This window comes from Methanosarcina sp. UBA5 (genome assembly GCF_002505485.1).
In the GTDB taxonomy this organism is placed as follows: Archaea; Halobacteriota; Methanosarcinia; order Methanosarcinales; family Methanosarcinaceae; genus Methanosarcina.
In genome coordinates, this window is record NZ_DAVG01000031.1 from 1 (window position 1) to 17,327 (window position 17,327).

The 17,327-nt window shown below is 38.7% G+C and carries 13 protein-coding genes, 2 tRNA genes, 1 pseudogene and 1 riboswitch; of the genes and pseudogenes, 5 read left to right on the top strand and 11 right to left on the bottom strand.

What is annotated here, in order from left to right; translation table 11 throughout:
• Positions 1 to 67: 67 nt before the first annotated feature.
• The 5 genes from BP621_RS02975 to BP621_RS02995 all read right to left on the bottom strand — a co-directional run bounded on the left by BP621_RS02975 (position 68) and on the right by BP621_RS02995 (position 5,459).
• Positions 68 to 2,023 carry a V-type ATP synthase subunit I gene (locus tag BP621_RS02975; protein WP_292387879.1) on the bottom strand — a complete coding sequence of 652 codons (1,956 nt, stop codon included), beginning with the start codon at positions 2,021 to 2,023 and terminating at the stop codon, positions 68 to 70.
• Positions 2,016 to 2,342 (bottom strand): ATP synthase archaeal subunit H, encoded by a 327-nt coding sequence (ahaH, locus tag BP621_RS02980; RefSeq protein WP_292387880.1) that lies wholly within the window; start codon positions 2,340 to 2,342, stop codon positions 2,016 to 2,018. Before ahaH ends, BP621_RS02975 begins: the two co-directional genes overlap by 8 nt.
• A 754-nt stretch (positions 2,343 to 3,096) precedes the next feature.
• Entirely contained in the window at positions 3,097 to 4,278 is a 1,182-nt protein-coding gene (locus BP621_RS02985) for a radical SAM protein (RefSeq protein ID WP_292387881.1), read from the bottom strand.
• A 135-nt stretch (positions 4,279 to 4,413) separates the two neighbouring features.
• Positions 4,414 to 5,271, bottom strand: coding sequence for a geranylfarnesyl diphosphate synthase (locus BP621_RS02990; RefSeq protein WP_292387882.1), 858 nt, complete (start codon positions 5,269 to 5,271; stop codon positions 4,414 to 4,416).
• 5 nt (positions 5,272 to 5,276) lie between these two features.
• Positions 5,277 to 5,459, bottom strand: a complete 183-nt coding sequence (locus BP621_RS02995; protein ID WP_292387883.1) for a cytochrome c maturation protein CcmE — start codon at positions 5,457 to 5,459, stop codon at positions 5,277 to 5,279.
• 1,230 nt (positions 5,460 to 6,689) lie between these two features.
• Between BP621_RS02995 and BP621_RS03000 the strand changes: the two genes are divergently transcribed.
• The 3 genes from BP621_RS03000 (at position 6,690) to BP621_RS03010 (ending at position 7,468) form a co-directional block, all read left to right on the top strand.
• Positions 6,690 to 6,761, top strand: a tRNA-Gly gene (locus tag BP621_RS03000).
• A gap of 95 nt (positions 6,762 to 6,856) precedes the next feature.
• Positions 6,857 to 6,941, top strand: a tRNA-Leu gene (locus BP621_RS03005).
• A gap of 209 nt (positions 6,942 to 7,150) precedes the next feature.
• Positions 7,151 to 7,468: a DUF2795 domain-containing protein gene (locus BP621_RS03010; RefSeq protein WP_292387884.1), complete on the top strand. Its 318-nt coding sequence runs from the start codon at positions 7,151 to 7,153 to the stop codon at positions 7,466 to 7,468.
• A gap of 267 nt (positions 7,469 to 7,735) precedes the next feature.
• Here the strand turns inward: BP621_RS03010 and BP621_RS03015 are convergent, their stop codons facing one another.
• The 3 genes from BP621_RS03015 to BP621_RS03025 all read right to left on the bottom strand — a co-directional run bounded on the left by BP621_RS03015 (position 7,736) and on the right by BP621_RS03025 (position 10,936).
• Positions 7,736 to 9,280, bottom strand: a complete 1,545-nt coding sequence (locus BP621_RS03015; RefSeq protein WP_292387885.1) for an MBL fold metallo-hydrolase — start codon at positions 9,278 to 9,280, stop codon at positions 7,736 to 7,738.
• A 101-nt stretch (positions 9,281 to 9,381) separates the two neighbouring features.
• The gene (locus BP621_RS03020) at positions 9,382 to 9,891 is read right to left on the bottom strand and encodes a GIY-YIG nuclease family protein (protein ID WP_292387886.1); all 510 of its coding nucleotides are present in this window, start codon (positions 9,889 to 9,891) and stop codon (positions 9,382 to 9,384) included.
• A 76-nt stretch (positions 9,892 to 9,967) separates the two neighbouring features.
• Complete coding sequence (locus BP621_RS03025; RefSeq protein ID WP_292387887.1) at positions 9,968 to 10,936, bottom strand: ADP-ribosylglycohydrolase family protein; 969 nt, start codon at positions 10,934 to 10,936, stop codon at positions 9,968 to 9,970.
• 820 nt (positions 10,937 to 11,756) lie between these two features.
• Positions 11,757 to 11,828, top strand: a riboswitch (Fluoride riboswitch).
• Positions 11,829 to 12,020: 192 nt separating this feature from the next.
• On the opposite strand from BP621_RS03025, the gene BP621_RS03030 reads away from it, so the two are divergent.
• Complete coding sequence (locus BP621_RS03030; RefSeq protein WP_292387888.1) at positions 12,021 to 12,518, top strand: inorganic diphosphatase; 498 nt, start codon at positions 12,021 to 12,023, stop codon at positions 12,516 to 12,518.
• Between the two features lie 616 nt (positions 12,519 to 13,134).
• On the opposite strand, the gene BP621_RS03035 is transcribed toward BP621_RS03030, so the two are convergent.
• The 3 genes and pseudogenes from BP621_RS03035 to BP621_RS03045 all read right to left on the bottom strand — a co-directional run bounded on the left by BP621_RS03035 (position 13,135) and on the right by BP621_RS03045 (position 15,410).
• Positions 13,135 to 13,494 carry a carboxymuconolactone decarboxylase family protein gene (locus BP621_RS03035; protein ID WP_292387891.1) on the bottom strand — a complete coding sequence of 120 codons (360 nt, stop codon included), beginning with the start codon at positions 13,492 to 13,494 and terminating at the stop codon, positions 13,135 to 13,137.
• 222 nt (positions 13,495 to 13,716) lie between these two features.
• Positions 13,717 to 14,184 carry a DUF2124 family protein gene (locus BP621_RS03040; protein WP_292387889.1) on the bottom strand — a complete coding sequence of 156 codons (468 nt, stop codon included), beginning with the start codon at positions 14,182 to 14,184 and terminating at the stop codon, positions 13,717 to 13,719.
• Between the two features lie 260 nt (positions 14,185 to 14,444).
• A pseudogene (locus tag BP621_RS03045) lies at positions 14,445 to 15,410 on the bottom strand (IS701 family transposase).
• A gap of 1,310 nt (positions 15,411 to 16,720) precedes the next feature.
• Here BP621_RS03045 and BP621_RS03050 point away from each other — a divergent pair.
• Positions 16,721 to 17,215: a DUF6141 family protein gene (locus BP621_RS03050; RefSeq protein ID WP_292387890.1), complete on the top strand. Its 495-nt coding sequence runs from the start codon at positions 16,721 to 16,723 to the stop codon at positions 17,213 to 17,215.
• Positions 17,216 to 17,327: the final 112 nt, after the last annotated feature.

The following is a 17,327-nucleotide window of genomic DNA, read 5'->3' on the forward strand; positions in this document are numbered from 1 at the left end:
GCACCAATTGCTTTAAGTCCTGCATCTCCCAGCAATGTTGTTAATGTTCCTACGTCTGCCATAGTTTTTATTCCTCCGTATATTTTCTTATATAACCAAATGGATTGAATTTTCTGCCCCCGCCTTCATAGAATTTTCCAAAGAATTCTACATACTGCAACCTGAGTGCGTGCAGACCGGGAGCGATGATACTCAGGGCTGTGTTAAGAGCATGCCCGAGTATGAACACGATTATTGCACCTATTGCCGCGATACCTATCTTTGAATGATCAGCCCAGATCATTTTAAAAGCAATGTCATTGACCGTTGATGCGATGTAAATCGAAGACAAACCGACTGCTATAATACGGGCATAAGATAACGCGTTACCCATAAGAGATGGCAATTCAACTATACCAGCAATACCCTCACCCATAGCGAGGAATACTACTCCGAGAAGAAGAATAATAGCACCGACATAAGTCAGCCCAGAAATACCACCTAAATAGCCGATAGCTGCAACGAGCACACCAAGCTCAATAATTATCCAACTGCCTTTTTCAAGAACTGCAAGCTTTACTCCATGTTCCTTGGAAACGTTTATAAAACCGAGAATATATCCAAGATTTAGATGGATCAGTCCTACAAAGATAGATATTGCAATCATGGTCATTACCATGTGAGCCCTATGAACCGGGAATGTGAATTCTTCACCGGAAAGGCCTGGGAACAGGGTAACTGTATTCCAGAATGGAAATAAACCTTGCACGGTTTTGCCTTCGACATGCGTAGTCGCTAGCGGGAATCCTAGGAACTCACCATAAATAATACCAAATATAAATGCTGATATCTCACTATATATCAGAATATTCATTAAAGGCTTTACTGCATCTGATTTTATAAGTGATTTAAGCGCCAGCGCCATTGCTCCCAGAATAATTGCATACCCAACATCTCCAAGGATCATCCCGTAAATAAATGGAAACGCAATGAATATAATTGAAGTGGGATCGATTTCGGTGTATTTGGGCCTAGAGTACAGTTCCATGATCTCCTGCATTGGTTGTGCTAGTTTCGAGTTATTATACTCGACAGGTATATGTCCGTCTTCTTCATCTTCCTCTTCTATTTTGAGTGAGGTAACATATGCCCGGCCAGATGTAGCATCACTAACAGTGTTGACCAAGGTATCGTAGTTATCGCTGGGAGTCCAGCCTTCTATAATAAAGGCATTTTTAGACGTCGCGATTCTCAAGGGCAGTTCTGCCTTCTGATTTTCGATACTTAAGACTTCATCACTAGCAAGGAGGAAATCCGCGTATTGTGCTTTTATGGATTCGACTTCTCCTTTTAGCGACTCGACCTTCCTCGAGGCTTCAGCCTCTCTTTGTTCTGTTGCTCTTAACAACTCGCTTGGAATACCACCTCTTTCCGGGACTCTGAGCTCTCTGAACTCAAAACTCTGAAGCAATTCTTGGACTTTTTCAGCGTCCTTTTTATCTACGAACAGCACCACTGTTTTTGCTTGGGGGTCAAAGTACAATTCGTAGGCTTGTGTGATGCTTGAGATTTGACCTTCTTCCAAATCTCCTTTGATTGAGCCTGCAAAAACTTTCAGGTTTTCATAGCCTCGATAATAATCAAAGTCCAGATTTATGGACAAGAATGGGAGAAGATCCTTTTTTTGATTCTCCAGATCCTTTAATTCAGCCTCATATTTACTGATTGTTTCAGATTTTTCTGATATGGCCTTATCCAGTACACTTAGCTTTGTATCAAGTTCACGCAGAACTGAATCAGCTTTCTGAACTGCCGGTCTTGTTTGTTCAATCCCCAAATAATTGGAAATCGAGCGGATCTTCACAAGCTTTTTAGATACTTCTTCTGCGTTTTTAAATGGCTTGCTGATCTTAAAACCAGATTCATCTTCAATAAAATCTTCAATATGAAGGAGATTAGAATCATGCAGTGCATCAATGGTTTCTTTTAAAACGCTTTTATGCCCAACAATTATGGCTTTTGTCATCCTTTTGGGTCTACTCATGGACCGCCCTCTCAAACTCTATTAACAGGTAATCAACGGCTTTGTCAACGTTAGCTTGAGCTTTTTGGGCCATGGCTAAAGCATCTTGTTCACCATCTTTAAGAACCCTGTCTCTCTCAACCAAGACTTTTTCTTCACCGGATTTGAAAGAATCCTGTGCAGATTTATGTGAATCAATTTCACCTTGTTTCAGGATTTCTCTAGCTTCAGCTCGAGCATCAGAGATACGTTTGTTTTTTACTTCAATGGCTTCATCAATCATTTTTGTTGCATTCTCTTCTGCTTTTTTGATCTCAGATAAGATTTCATTTTTAGCCATGCGAATCTCCGTCTCTCAAATTTTAATATATAAATTAATAATTAAAAATCCCTACTCCAATGGAGGTAGTTAACAAATCCTTCGCGAAAGAACTATATAACAGCTTCGGTTTTATCAGAGAATAGGCGGATAAATATAATGAAAAATCATTACATATCCAGTGTGTAAGAAATTTTTAAGAAAAGTATAAATATAAATAACAAAATATTGGGTTAAAATGAAAAAGATTAAATATAACAGTAAAAAATAATTGGATCTACACAGTGAAATATAATTAAGTATTGAAAAATTATCAAATAGAATGCAAAAAGTAAAATGTGAAGCGTAACCCGAATAAGTTGAGTAAAATCTAAAGAATATATTCAAGACTTTATTAAAATCAGTTAAAAAATTATAGATGAATCAATTTAGAAAAGGTATTTTAGCTTCTTTTTTTTCAAATAAAAGCTATTGAATGTTTCTTTGGATAAGAAACAGAGATTACTTTATTTGACCAAAACTGTAAAATTTTTCTTTAGTGTAGTTCAGTTTTGGGAAAATCAAACCATTCAAAAGCTAACGTTCTAAAAATAGACTTAATTCCAGGCTCCGAAGGGATACGGATCTGGTATGCAGATATCAGTATCCAATAAATAAATCAGAGAATAAGTCAATTCTTTGAGAAAAAAGGAGAATTTCAGGAAAAACGCTCTGAAACCATTTATTTTTCTCACCGGCAATTAAAAAAACAAAATTAAAAATAACATAAAAAATGTTATTTAACCCTGTAAGGGATTTTTGCGCCCTGAGGTATGGTATGAATATATTCCTTCCGGAAATCGGGGTTGCGCATCATGCAATAAGCGGCATTGTCCTTTTTATAGGCATTATGCTTACCCATACGCTTCCAGATAGCTTCCAAGGAGTCTTCACGGATATTTCCGAAGGAGAGAGGAGTATAGGCACATGGCATTACTTCCCCATCCGAAGCAACATGCATCCATCGTCTGCCTGCAAAACACCCAAAAAGACTCGGGCCCATAAAATATGGGAATGCGGTGACCCTGGGACCCTCAGGTTTAGAGTTCATTTTTTTCTGGAATTTCTCAAGCCTTGAGACATCTTTCTCCCCTATTACCTCATCTTCATGCTCAAGCCAGCGCCCGACTGCAATAATTTCATAGATAGAGAGCTCATGCATTCCAAGGTTAAATGCAAGGTTGTAAAATTCCTCAAGGTCATCGATATTGTGAGGAGAAACAACCACAAACATATCATTAAGAATCCCGGCAGCTATTGAATTTTTGATTCCAGCAATTGCATCCCTATATGCCCCTTCTCGACCCCGAATGCGGTCATGTTCGGCTTCAAATGGGCTGTCCAGACTAATTCTTGAGGCGTATAACCCTGCGGCTTTAAGCTCCTTTGCCCGTTCTTCAGAAAGCTTGAAACCTGAGGTGAAACAGGTAGCAATTGCCCTGGATTTATCTACTCTGGCTACCATCTCTACGAGATCATCTCGAAGCATAGTCTCTCCGCCGTCGAAAGAAATAAGATAGGACCCAAGCTCCAGGCTCTGGTCTACAACTCCGGAGATCTCATCCAGAGTAAGTTCCTTTTCTGGCTTGATACCAGCTGCTCCGCAGTGGATACAGCGGTTAGGACAGCGAGCCGTAATTCCTATTGAGAACTGATCAGGGACTCTTTTTTTTCGGATAGCTGCAATCTCAGCACCTATCACCCGGCTGAAAACAGGCCCCGGAATAGGTGGGATCCATGTAGAGAAAATAATCTCGTTTTCATCCATTGAAATGGGTTTTTCTTCCGCAAAAATGCTATTTATGCGCTTGAGGAACGGTTTTGCAAGCTGAGAAAGAGGACCTTCTGCATCAAGCACCATTTTTTCGTTTTCTGTACTGGCATTTACCTTAAGCACCGGACTATCATATACTCGCATGGATACACCTGGTAAAGTTGTTGGCAAAAGTTAGAAGACTTATAGGTTAGATAGAAACTAAATAATATTATTTTTCCATTTACGTGCAGGGAATTTAACATAGTTGCAATTCATTTTTCAGGAAAAGCTGAGCAATTAAACAATCTCAAGCATATCGACAGTTATATAATCGGTAATCTGAAAGAGTTTGTCCCTTGCCGGACACGCTTTAAATGTCAAAAGGGTTTCTTTTGCGGCATTAACACGCAGCTTTACAGCATCTATAGATTTTTCTATTGCTTCTTCCTTTGACATATTCTTCATGTACACATGCGGCAGAGTTTCAGATGTGAATTTCGATTCCTTGCCTTCGACTACTTCCAGAAACTCAAGAATATCGTCAACAATCTGGTATGCAGTTCCCAGGCAATTTCCAAAAAGATTAAAACGCCTGACCAGGACTTCGTCAGCCCCTCCAGTATATGCCCCTATAGAAGCGCTGATGGCAAATAAAGAAGCCGTTTTTTTGTAAATACATTCGAAATAGTTTTTTTCTCCGAAATTGTCCTTATCAAGTCTAAGATCAAGGACTTCTCCTTCAGCCATATCCATCCCGGCTTTTCCGAAGTCTCGGACCACTTTTTCCCCATACGGAGAAATAAACTCAAAGCACTTTGCAATTAGGTAATCGCCGCATAAAAGAGCCCCGGAAGGGCCAAATTTTTCAGGGGCCGAAGGCAAGTTTCTTCTAATAAGTCCCTGATCCAGCAAGTCATCATGGATGAGGGAAGCCGAGTGTATCATTTCAATAGCAAGAGCTGCATCTAGGCTCTGGAGGTATGAACCTGAACAGATCTCACTGGAGAGAAGGAGGATAATTGGCCTGATTCGCTTTCCTCCGGTATTACAGACATGTTCTACCATTTTTTTTAAGCTAGATTCGTTCATTTGAGCAATAAAGCTATTTATTCCTGATTCGACATATCTGTACTCTTCCCAGTCTTCAATATTCATCAATATTACTCCGTGTACTTAGACGGGCATCCGGCAACGATCTTATTCGCTTCAAGCTTAAGTTGAGAAACACCTTTTCGCAAATACCTACTTTTTCCTTCAGCAAAGTTAGAAGGAAAGCAGCCGGTATATTTTAGATGAACCTTCAAGTTCTCATTATTTTCGTCCCTTAGTTCAAAAACTGTCATTTTGGGGGCCATCTCTAGATTTCCATATCGAATAATTTTCTAGAATTTACCTTTATTTTTTGGAATATTATAATTATTTTGGGAATTTTACTTTTTGCCCGATATGAGCTGGGGTATCAGATAGAACTTAGACTATTACAAAACGACTATCCGGAGACTCAATATCGTGCAGGCGTATAAAGAATACGCCATAGCACATACGCCAGAACAGACCAGCAGTAAGAAAAAGTGCGAGCAGTATTCTCTTTTTTTATTCATTTAAAACTCCGTATAACGCGATCATTACATTAACTTTTTGTTAAGCTCTGAATGTTTTATCAGTTATACAAAAGGATATTCAAACTATGGGAAACAGCTTGACCGAAAATCCGGAATAAAGAACTTCGGAGTAAATAACTCCAGATAAACCATGCCTCAGGATAGAATAACTTTCAGGCCAAGCCCTAGAACCAGATCGTATAAAAGACGAAAGTCTCTTTTGAGATTTATATTCAGCCCTGTAGAAGAGATACCTATCCTACATCAGAGAGATATCCCGATCGAAAACAGGAAGACAAGAGATCAAGAAGATAAGAGATTAAGGGGATAAGAGATCAAGAAGATAAGAGATTAAGGGGATAAGAGATCAGGAAGATTAGATATTCACCCTCAATAGTATGAAGAAATGATATTTGTGATCCCAATATCAGGATAAAATTGCTGTTACATTTAAGAAGTGACATCACTTCGAATTTCAAATAATAATAATTTGAAAGATAGGTACAGGAAAAAGAGTATTTTTATTAAAAAATCAATAAAAAATAAGAAGTTCAATAAAAAATATGGTTTTAACAGAGTAATGAAATATCAATATTGAGAGTGTATTTTTTACAATATACTCTTATATATATGTGTTAGAAAAATCCTTCCAGTAGAAAACGAAGGTTGACAATAAGATAAAACTAATTATATAAAAGTAGGAGATATAATTGATCGATGGCATAAGTGGACTGTATATCCGTTTATGGCAGATTGTATATTCAATCCAGTCTTAAACCTCTACTGGACAATTTCAAACGAGTATCTGAACTTAGCCCGTCCAGTTTATAAAATTATAAAAATGTATTCACAGAGAAGTTTATTAGAAATTCTTTGACTGCTAAAGCTACAGAAAATATAGTAAAGAAGAACATAATATTAGAGCAGCGAAAAGAATATATATTACAAATACCTCTAGATGTGTTGCAGTTTGCGTTGATGGTCTAGCGGCTATGACTTGGGCCTTCCAAGCCCAAAACCCGGGTTCAAATCCCGGTCGGCGCATCTAATAATTATTTAATAAGAAAATTTGAACTGCTCTTTTTCCTATTTTATATTAAATTAAACACATTAAATGAAGTAATGAATCAAACATTAGTGCGAGGGTTGCCCAGCTAGGTCAAAGGCGATGGGCTTAGGACCCATTTTCGTAGGAATTCGTGCGTTCGAATCGCACCCCTCGCATCTCTTTTACAAAATGTTTTCCTAAAACGTTTCATGTCGGATTTTTACAGCACATGTCAGACAAAGTAATATCACTCTTGAGGAGAAATTCCAGTAACAAGAGAGCTGATTTTAAATTAAATAATTGAGTATTTATATATATAAATATATGATTAATATTATTGTTTAATTTGTGGGTAAATCCATAAAACATGGGGAAGGTGAAAGGTATGAAGGCAAGTCCTAGCATGATGCAGGAAATGTTTAGAAACATGCAGTTTCCAATGACAAAAGACCAGATAATAGAACACGCTACAAGACAAAACATTTCCAGTGATATAATTGAAAATTTGCAAATGATTCCTGATAGGGAATATGAGTCAGCCGATTCTCTTATGAAAGCTATGGAAGCGGCAAGTCAGCAAGCCGGCAGAGGTGGAGGCGGAAAAAGCCAGTCATTCGGTGGAACCGGAGTTGGTGAAACTGGAGAAGGCGACCCCTCGTCTGGAGGAAGTAGCCAGGGATTCGGAGGGAGAGGAGGAGAGTAAACCAGTTCTTCCAGAAATGTCATTGCCAGTATTCTTTATGTTTATACGTTGATCTTAAATACAAAAGATATCGGATTTACCCCCGATCGATGATAAAGACTGAGTTTTTAAAGTTAGGAAAATCCGAGTAACTCCTTTAACAGAAGCAAACGTAAACGTGGATCATTGGTCTGTAGATCTTTGGTTTTTTGATTTTTAATTGTTCTATCTTTAATTATATTCGAGATTCGATTTTTAGATTTTATTCTGATCTTTTTGGTTAAATTTTCACAAATTTTCTTGAGAGATACATTTTTGCCCTGCAACATACCTCTCCGACCCTGTGTATTCGACAAGTTTTCCATTATCCAGTACGGATATTGAACCATGCCCACAGCAGATCAGGCATTTTTTGTTTTTTCCAGCAAGTTGTTCATCAATATCGGAAATGAGGGAAAGAAGGGCCTGCCTTTCTTTTCGCGCAAGCTTGCTGTCAACATTCACCGATGTCATAAGATAATCAGCCAGAACATTATATTCCGTTCTATCAGGGCTCAAACTTTTGAAATTGATCACTGCGTCTTCAGGAAAGAGCAGTCCCTCTTCTGAGCAGAGATAGAAAACTTCTCCATGCATATGCCCGCCCATCCCTGCAAGGGCTTCGAACTCAAGGTCGCCGATCCGAAACCGAGCAATAATAGGGAACTCGCCCCGTTTTTCGATTGTTTCGCCTGAGAGAGAGATTTCGGGAAAGAGAACTGTGTTTGAAGGAGGAGTAAACCTGGAAAAAAGGTTAATTATCTTCGTATAGACCTCTTCCAGAATACAACCCTGGCTGCTTGACCCATAGGCTCTGCTGGTTTCCCGTGTGATCAGAAAAGTTTCGCGATTGAGATAGGAAGGTACAGGAAAACAACCAGCAGCCCCACAGTGATCGGCATCGGCATGAGTAATATAGATCTTCAACCGGCTCAGATCTCCAAGCCCGTAATACTGGAGCATATTCACGATGTCTTGGTAATAAATTCCATACCCTGTGTCAATCATGACCCTTTCGGAAGGGGTATCAAAGAGATAGATGTTTCCTCCACATGGAGGTTGAAAACAGAAAAGTTCAATATCGTCCTTTATTCTGACCCTCTGTACATCGGCATAAAAATTGTCTCCTGATGTCCGGTTAAGGCAATCCCCAACTTTCAAGATGTTCTCAAAAACCTCAATAGGGTCTTTCTGAAGGTTTGATAGTTCCTGGGTAATATGATTAATGTCATGCAGGAACCTCATCAAAAAAGCATCTTCAGCACTTCCGATAAACGACCTTAGCTTCTGGGCCAGCCTGAGGTAAAATACCGTATCGTCAAGTTTCTCCCCGGTTGTATCATATTCTAAAATATCTAGCCGGTATCTGGACTTAAGCTGGTTCAGGAGAGCATCTATCATGTTAGGGTTTTCAATGTGAAGACCTACAACAAGCCTTTCAGGATGTTGTCCCCGATCATCAAAATCAAGAAAAGTAATGTTTGCTCCCGATGAGGTAATATGATTCAGAAAGTCAAATAAAGCGCCAGAACAGTTCGGGAGATAGACATGGAATTTCACGAAAGCTACAGGCTGAAGGGAAGTCTGAAGATAGCCTATTTTTCCCAGTTCTTCGCGAATCTTCTCATAAGCCTGCGAAACAGAAGTCACTTCAAAGAAAACGGTGTGCGTATCTATCCTGTGGTCGTACTGAATCCGGTTAATATTTCCCTCGTACCGCTTGATGATTTCGGCTGCCCTGTGCAATGCTCCGGGTCTGTCAGGCATGCAGGCAATAAAAGAGAATTGTTCCATTGAACATCCCCTGATTAAACAACCCTATTTTTTTGATAATATAATAAACCCTGCTTTACCTTAAGCTTTCCTACAGTATATAGAGAAAAGAAGATCCATGGTTAAAGTTCCAGCACAAGGGTAGAAAGTCCAAGGGCTTCAAAAGCTTTATTGATCTCTGAAAGAGGATTATTGGTTCTATAAAATAGATGAGAGCTGCATGCACAGTCTGTACACCCGAAGCCGGACACCGAATCCCCTCCGATCCTGCTGGCAAGTGCACATTCAAGCCGAGCAGAAGTAAAGGCATAAACTACTGAAACCAGTCTGAAAGCAGGACTCAGATGAAGATAATCTACGTGCCATCTGGGACTTCGGTCCCGATTTTGGGAAAGGTTGATATGCCTCTGTGCCCTTTTAAGGCCTCCTGGCCCCAGAGCCGATCCCACATAGATATGAAATCCTGGATAGAAAGAAAAGTTCCCCTTTTTACCCACCTCGATCTTGCAAGCTCGATTTTCGAATATTAAACAATAGACGCCTTTTTCGGAAAAACTATCTTTTTCAGAATAGTCATTTTTTTCAGAGTAAACATTTTTTTTGGAATAACCATTTTTTTTGGAAAAATCCATTTCAAGACCTCAATTTACTTCAAAATCTCAATTCAACTTCAAGACCTCAACCGAACTTCAGGACCCCAGTCGAACCTCAAGATCTCAATTTGCTCCCTGAAAGCTGAAAATACTTTTCAAGCAAAAGCCCGACCATTTCCTCTAGTTTTTCTTTCTCTTTAAGCGCTTCAATCCAGAGAGCAGGCACTGCGTCAATTCCCATCCGAGCTCCAAGAATGCCTCCTGCCACACTCGCAACTGAATCTGAGTCTCCGGTAATGTTTACTGCGGTCTGTACTGCTTTTTTATAATCATTCGGATAACGTAATATGCAGAAGTATGCCAGAGCAAAAGTTTCATCCGCGTACCAGCCCTGTCCGAGTTTCTTCAAACCTTCTTCGTCTCCAATGTCGCTATAAGCCGTTTTATAGGAACTTTTCAGTGCCTGAGTGAATTCTTGAGAAATTCCCTGAGTTACCTCAAGAAGTGGTTCAAACATTTCCCTGGGTTCCACCTCGTCAAGAGCCAATTTTACGGCGTATGCCCCTGCAAGGGAAGCAGCTTCTGAAACTGGATGGGTATGAGTAATTCTGCCGGAAATTGAAGCTGCTTTAATCAGTTTTTCAGGATCGTTCCGGAAGATAAAGCCAAGGATTCCAACCCGCATGAGGCTTCCACATGTTTTTGAATTTAGTCCGGAATTGCTCCAGTGAATTCCGTCCTTAAGATTCAGGGCTGCACCTCTGGTAGTTGCTCCTGCGCCCAGGTCAGGTTCATCCAGCCAGAGTACAAGTTCCTCTGCTATCTTGTCCATAAGCTCGGGAAATTTAAGTTCTGCTCCTCGAAGCAGAGCCCTGGCAAGTACAAGCATTAATTGAGTATCATCAGTCCAGGGAGAATTGGGCGGGAGTTCAAGGATTCCTTTTTCTCCGTACTTATTTTTGATTTGCTCAAGGGTTAGATGTTCTACCGGGCGGCCGAGGGCATCTGCGCAGGCAGTACCAAAAAGGTAGCCACGAAGCTTTTTTCCGATATATAGAATATCTCCCAGATTTCCCGCTCTCATCGTTCCAGTCCATGATTCTCTTGATTAGGCTTTTAGAGATGGTCCATAAAAAATGATCAGTAATCTAGTGCTTCGATTCCCAAATAACTCCATTATTTGGTGAGGGATTTATTGATCACGAGATGGATTTTGAAGTTTAGGTTTATGGATGTAATCTGGAATCGATACACTAGGAATGATTTTCTTATTTAATGTATTAAATATCTTCCAATCTTTCTCTTAATAAGATTTTAGGCAAACGTTTTTCCCTATGAGCCGGCAGTGTGCCTAATTTGCTGTAAAATCACAAATCTCAATAAGTTATTGGGGAATAAATCCCGCCTCAAGAGAACCAAATTTCATTCAGTATGCAATAATTTGACGTTGAATTCACAGAAAATTTGCAACACTGCCAACTTACACACTTGAAGTAAATAAAATAGACAATGTGTTTAAATTTTGAGAGATCAATCAAAGTTGCGCTGGCGCACCCCGCTGCAAGCAACGGGGTATGTTCGCGCCACCGCTCCAAATTCCGTTAAAGGAAATAATAGCCCTAAACAATTTAGTTTGAGCAGAAGTTAATAACCGAAAAATGGAATTGATAAATTATATAATCATCAACGGTTACCTGGGAAGTTTTCCCATCCCCGCAGCAAGCTAGCGGGGTATTGACTGAAATAAAAATTTAAAAGCCATTTTCGTGATAGGAAACTTATTGGTCATTCGGAATTTGAAAACTCAGAGATTCTTTTTGTTTTAGGATAAGCTCGATGACAATAACTATACTCCGCTAGACGAAGCTTTTGAGCAAACTATTTATTTAATGCAAGGAAAAAGGTAACCTATAGGTGATGAAGTCCGCCTAGACTTTATAATCTAAACCTTTTATGCTGATGACTTCTACATCAATTATTGAGGTTTTAATGTGCATACTGTTTTATTGGTAGGTATAGGCTTCATAGGTACTATATATAGATATATTTTAGGTGGATGGATTCAAAACAGCTTCGTCAATTTTCCAGTAGTACATTAACCATAAACACAATCGGAAGTTTCTTTTTAGGGAAGTACTTGGAAGTAAGAAATAGTTGGAAGTGTTGATATGACTGAAAGACAGGTCGAAAGCGTAATTGTTGAAATTCCAAAAGGGAGCCGGAACAAATTCGAATATGATAAAGAAAAGAGACTGATTAAATTCGACAGAATGCTTTCTTCTTCAATGGTATATCCCTCGGATTATGGTTTTTTCCCCGACACTCTGTCCCTTGATGGCGACCCTTTAGATGCTATGGTTCTAACTTGGGAACCCACATTTCCGGGCTGCGTAATCGATGTCTATCTTATAGCATTATTTGACATGGAAGATTATAAAGGAAGAGATCAGAAAATCCTATGTGTTCCAAAGAATGATCCAATGTGGAATTATATTGAGTCAGTCGACCAGGTTCCGCCTCATTTATTTAAGGAAATTACTCATTTCTTCCAAACTTATAAGAACTTAGATAAAAAACAAGTGAAAGTTATCGGTTGGAAAAGCCTCGAAACAGCAATCACTGTACTTCAGGAGGCTAAAGATCGATACACTGAGCAAAAGAAATAACGCAAAATACAGCCAATTTTAAGCATGTAATGGCATCATTTGAAGGGCTTTGTGCTTTGAGCGGTATGATTCCCTTCCTTATCTTTCGTCCTTCAGAATTGGCACGTACTGCATCCTTTTAGGGCTTCTTTGGAGATGTTAAAGCCCAGTTTATGGGGGTGATTTGCAGCATCCATGTCAAAGAACACAACATATTATGCAAATTATTGATGGTGCTATTTTTTGATCTTGTGAACTGCAGGGGAAGAGATGCCTGCAGCCCGTAAGGAGGTCTGTCTGGGGTATCAGTGTATCGATTAAGGAAGAGGTTACTTTTCGAGAGGTGAAGCCTTTTTGCGGAAGAAAAGAGGTTGTGCGTATCGGATCCATTTTTTGAATTTCTTTAAAAAGAACTTGAGAATCCACATTCGTGGGTCATTCAATTTTCTATCTAGAAAGTCCATTTTTTGCTAGACCTTTAGATTGTGTAAAATGTATTAATCTGTCTCGTAAAACGTGTTTGAGAAGAGAGTGTTTTAAGTTTGAGATGGGAGTATTTTAAAACAAAATACCGTAAGTAAAATCTTCTGAAAAATTAAAGAAGAATGGTTTTAATAAAAGTGTTTTCTTAACAGCCTTAATAACCTAATTTCTCCATCTCTTTAAGTATTGCTGCGCTGAAATCCGTGAAATGCTGGATTCCGCCTGTCCAGGCCGCGAGCATCATAGCATCATTAATCTCCGTTCTTGTAGCTCCAAATTTATGAAGTCTTTCGAGGATTTTGACTGCACTCTGTATATTGTTGCTTGAGCAGGCTATAGCAAAGACCATTAGATGCTTATGTTTTATAGAAAGCCCGCCTTCCCTTTCACTCCAGACGGCTTTATAAAAACTTGCTATCCCTTCGGCAAAATCTTCGTTTATCTGTCCAGCATAAGCAATAGATCTGGGCAAAAAGCCCTTTAATTCCTTGATTTCTTTAGCAGCTGTCCCCATAATTATCATATGTCATAAGTCAGGATCGGATATAATTGTATCTGATTAGAAAATTTACAGGATTAGGAAAATAGGAAGGTAAAAAAGAGTAAAGAAAAGTGAGGAAAAGTAAAGAAAAGTGAGGAAGAGTAAAAAAGAGTAAAGAAAATGTAAAAAAATGTAGGTAGGAAATTTTTCAACCTCGAAGCCCCAGGAATTCCTGAAAATCGATTTCAGAAAATTTCAGACTTGCAATACCTCAACTGCTAGGTCAGAGTTAATGATATAGTCAAAGTTGATTATCTCGTCCCACTTCTGCTTCACGAACATGGACTGGAAGCAGACTCCAATAATTTTTCCTTTCTCCGAACCTTCAAGGATTTCTGTGGCAACTTCTTTCGCTTTTTCAGGTTTTATCCCTACTTTCGGCATCGAAAGCCCGCCAAGCAAGACAACAACGTCCGCGTGCTTATCTGTAAGTTCTCCAAGCTGCATGCCTTCATAATCCATGAAGATAGATCTAGCTTTCTCAAAATCCTCGCTGGAAATAAAAGCAAGTTCCCGGTCTCGGACTACAAAACCGAGAAGTTCTGCAAAAGGGGTGCAGAACCCTGGTGTTCCCACAAAAGTGATCTTCTTTGCGCTTTCGACAAGGCCCTTGAAGCTGTTCAGGATGCCTCCTACTCCTTGTGAGGTATTTATTATTGTCACGAAATTCTCTCCTTAAGCTTTCAATAGAATCTTTTCTGAGCATTTCTTCATAACATTTCTTTATAGCATTATATTTTTACAGTAGGATTGGAGGCATTTACTTAAATAGATGATGTTAACAGAGTTTATAAAGGCAGAATCGGGAAAAATAACAATTTTTGGCAGGAATGATAAAATATAGGACATACGCATTTGCCTGCTTTAGAGGCAACTTTCGAGTTTTTTACTTTTTAATCTAATTCATAGATTGGATTTCTGATCTACTGACTTGCAGCATTTCTTGTAATGCTTAATTTTGTCTCAAACCATTTAATTCCTGTTTTTATTCTTTGGAATTTAAATCTGAGAAATGTTCTTAGTCCCATCAGAATATACGCCCTCCGCACAGTATTTCTCCTTTCCTGACAGCGTTCTACTCCACAAAACTGTTTCATTCCTCTATTATACTCTTCAATCTTCCATGCTTTCTTTGCTAACTTTTTCCTTTCTTCTTGCATATCCAGCACATCTGTAGCTCAGTATTGCGTGTCTCCATCTTTGGAGACAATCCAAAATACCTTTATGAAACTATATTCTTTCAGATGAACAGTCATTCCTTCTGGTAGAATAGTCAACAGTTCAATTGCTACGTTGCTAGTTTTATCAGGATTAACTAACAGGTTCTTCTTTAGCCTTGTTAACCAGTGCCAGCTTTTATTCCTGATTGCTTTGAGATTTTTACGCTGGAATACCAGGTATCAAACAGAACCAATTCGGGCTTAAAACCGCGTTCTCTTGCATTTAACATGTCAAGAAATGATAGTTTTTTGTTTTTCCGTCAGTATCTATGTCGTAAATCCTAAAGTCAACAGGTATTATAGCTTCATTATTTGTCCAGACAACTGTTTTAATATTAATGTCATTTACAACTTGATGATGATGTTTACCACTCTATTGTCTATAGACAAGGTCAATATATTTGGAATTAGGTTTATCGAGAGTGGTATCATCGATGATAAGAAATCCAGTTTCAGAAGTGACTAAATCTTTTACTTCGTTCCACAATACATCAGTATCAGGAGGCTGCCTTAGAAGCAGGCGAGTAAAGAGTTATGAGCTGGATTATTAGAGTCAAAATAGCTACACTTAGAAGCTTCGGTACAGCTAAAAACTCGTGAAGAAGCAATAAGAAAGTTGATGTAATCGAGGTCAGTGCATTTAGGTGGATTTATTGATCTCAGTCGAATACCCCGCTAGCTTGCTGCGGGGATGGAAAACTTCCCAGGTAACCGTTGATGATAATAATTATCAATTCCATTTTTCGGTTATTAACTTCTGCTCAAACTAAATTGTTTAGGGCTATTATTTCCTTTAACGGAATTTGGAGCGGTGGCGCGAACATACCCCGTTGCTTGCAGCGGGGTGCACCAGCGCAACTTTGATTGATATGAAGATAAAAATTGGTTTTGGGATGAGCTCAATGTGTAATTTCAAAATAATATTAGTTTCGGGATAGACTCATCTTTTATTTCTTTCTGCTTCATCCCTCGCAAAAAACCTAGAATTTGGCAAATTAACATGCAAATGGAGCTACAATACACCTCCGTTAGATGGCAATTCAAGAGGGTGAGAGTCAGGTAAGGGTAAGTTTACTCCCTTAGAAAATTAATCTGTGGAATGACGTGGTGACGTAGATAAATAGCTGGAATTATCAGGTATCCACGGTCACAATGTATGAGATGAAATGGGCTGAAAAGACGCTAAATACATATACAATTGAAACGTATATAATATATAATCGTGATAAAATTTCTCTCATCACGATTCGCTTGAAGTAGCATGAGTAAACATTGAATGGAGGAATGAAGTGTGGTTAATATCCCATTTGGAGTCCTCGCGTTGTTCATGCTTTTTATGTTTCTTTTGGCAGGGATGGCGTATGAGGCATATATAAGACCTAAGCTTTTCATGCGTTCATTAAAATTAAACAAAAGAAAACATACATGTTAATCAAGGCTAGAAAAGTCTAGAAAAGGCAAGAATAGAATTGCATTCTTTATTCACTTTCTTGAGAAGACAACAGATATACAAAATTCCATTTTAAAACTCCTTTTTTCAAGCTCAGGATATGTGATTTCAAAAGCTCGAGGGAATTTCTGTTCGTTATCGTCTTATGAACTACTTTTTTCCATTATTTTTTAGTTTTTACAAAACTTTATCATCTTTTTTCACCCTTATTATTCTCAAATTTTTAAATTAAAAAATATATACAACTTTCATTTTTTTCGGAAGGTTTATTACTCAGTTTTTATAAAGAAAATTAGGAACATTTTATATGTGATTGCCCTTGCTCCAATATTGAGTCGCTATGCTGGTGCATAAATAAACACTATTAAAAGGTATACAATTCAGTCGGATGTACAAACACTATATGCAATTCAATCAGTAGACATAAGATGATTTTCAGCACTGCTGAGACACCCACCCGCCAGGCAATCTAAATTGAGTTTCTGGTTTAAGCATAAATAAATCAGACACGTTTCAAGGAAGGAATTTTGTGGAACAGCCGAAAACAGATGTAATTTTTAGGGAAGTACAGGATCTGCGGAACAAATTTTTCCTGATTTTGGTCCTTTATCCTGCGCTCCTGCTCTGGTATATCGAAATCCATAGCCTGATTTTCAGAAGACCTGCCGGAATCAATAATATTCCTGGAACATACCTTTTTGCGCTCTGGATTATCTTCGGGTTATTTTTTCCTCTTATGTTTTACTGTACAAAACACATAACTGAGGTAAGAAGTGATGGAATATATGTTCGCCTGGTACCCCTGAATCTCTCTTTCAAGAAGATCCCTTTACATGTAGTGGAGGACTGCAAAATTAAGGTTTACGACCCTCTCACTGGAAAAGAATCTGATGTGTCAAAGTCTTCCAAAAAAGTTAGCCCGGTTGTAATCCTGAAACTTATTTCTGGAAAACGAATGCTTCTCAGCTCCAGGAAACCTGAAGAACTCTGCAGCGCAATCAAGCAGGCTACAGCACAATATTAGGAATTCCTGCTTTGAGAGCTTCTTTCTTTATAATTGCTACTTTGATAATTCCTGCTGTCCAGAATTGAATATCAAAAATTTTTATTACATCGGGAGCGCAGAGGGTCACGAA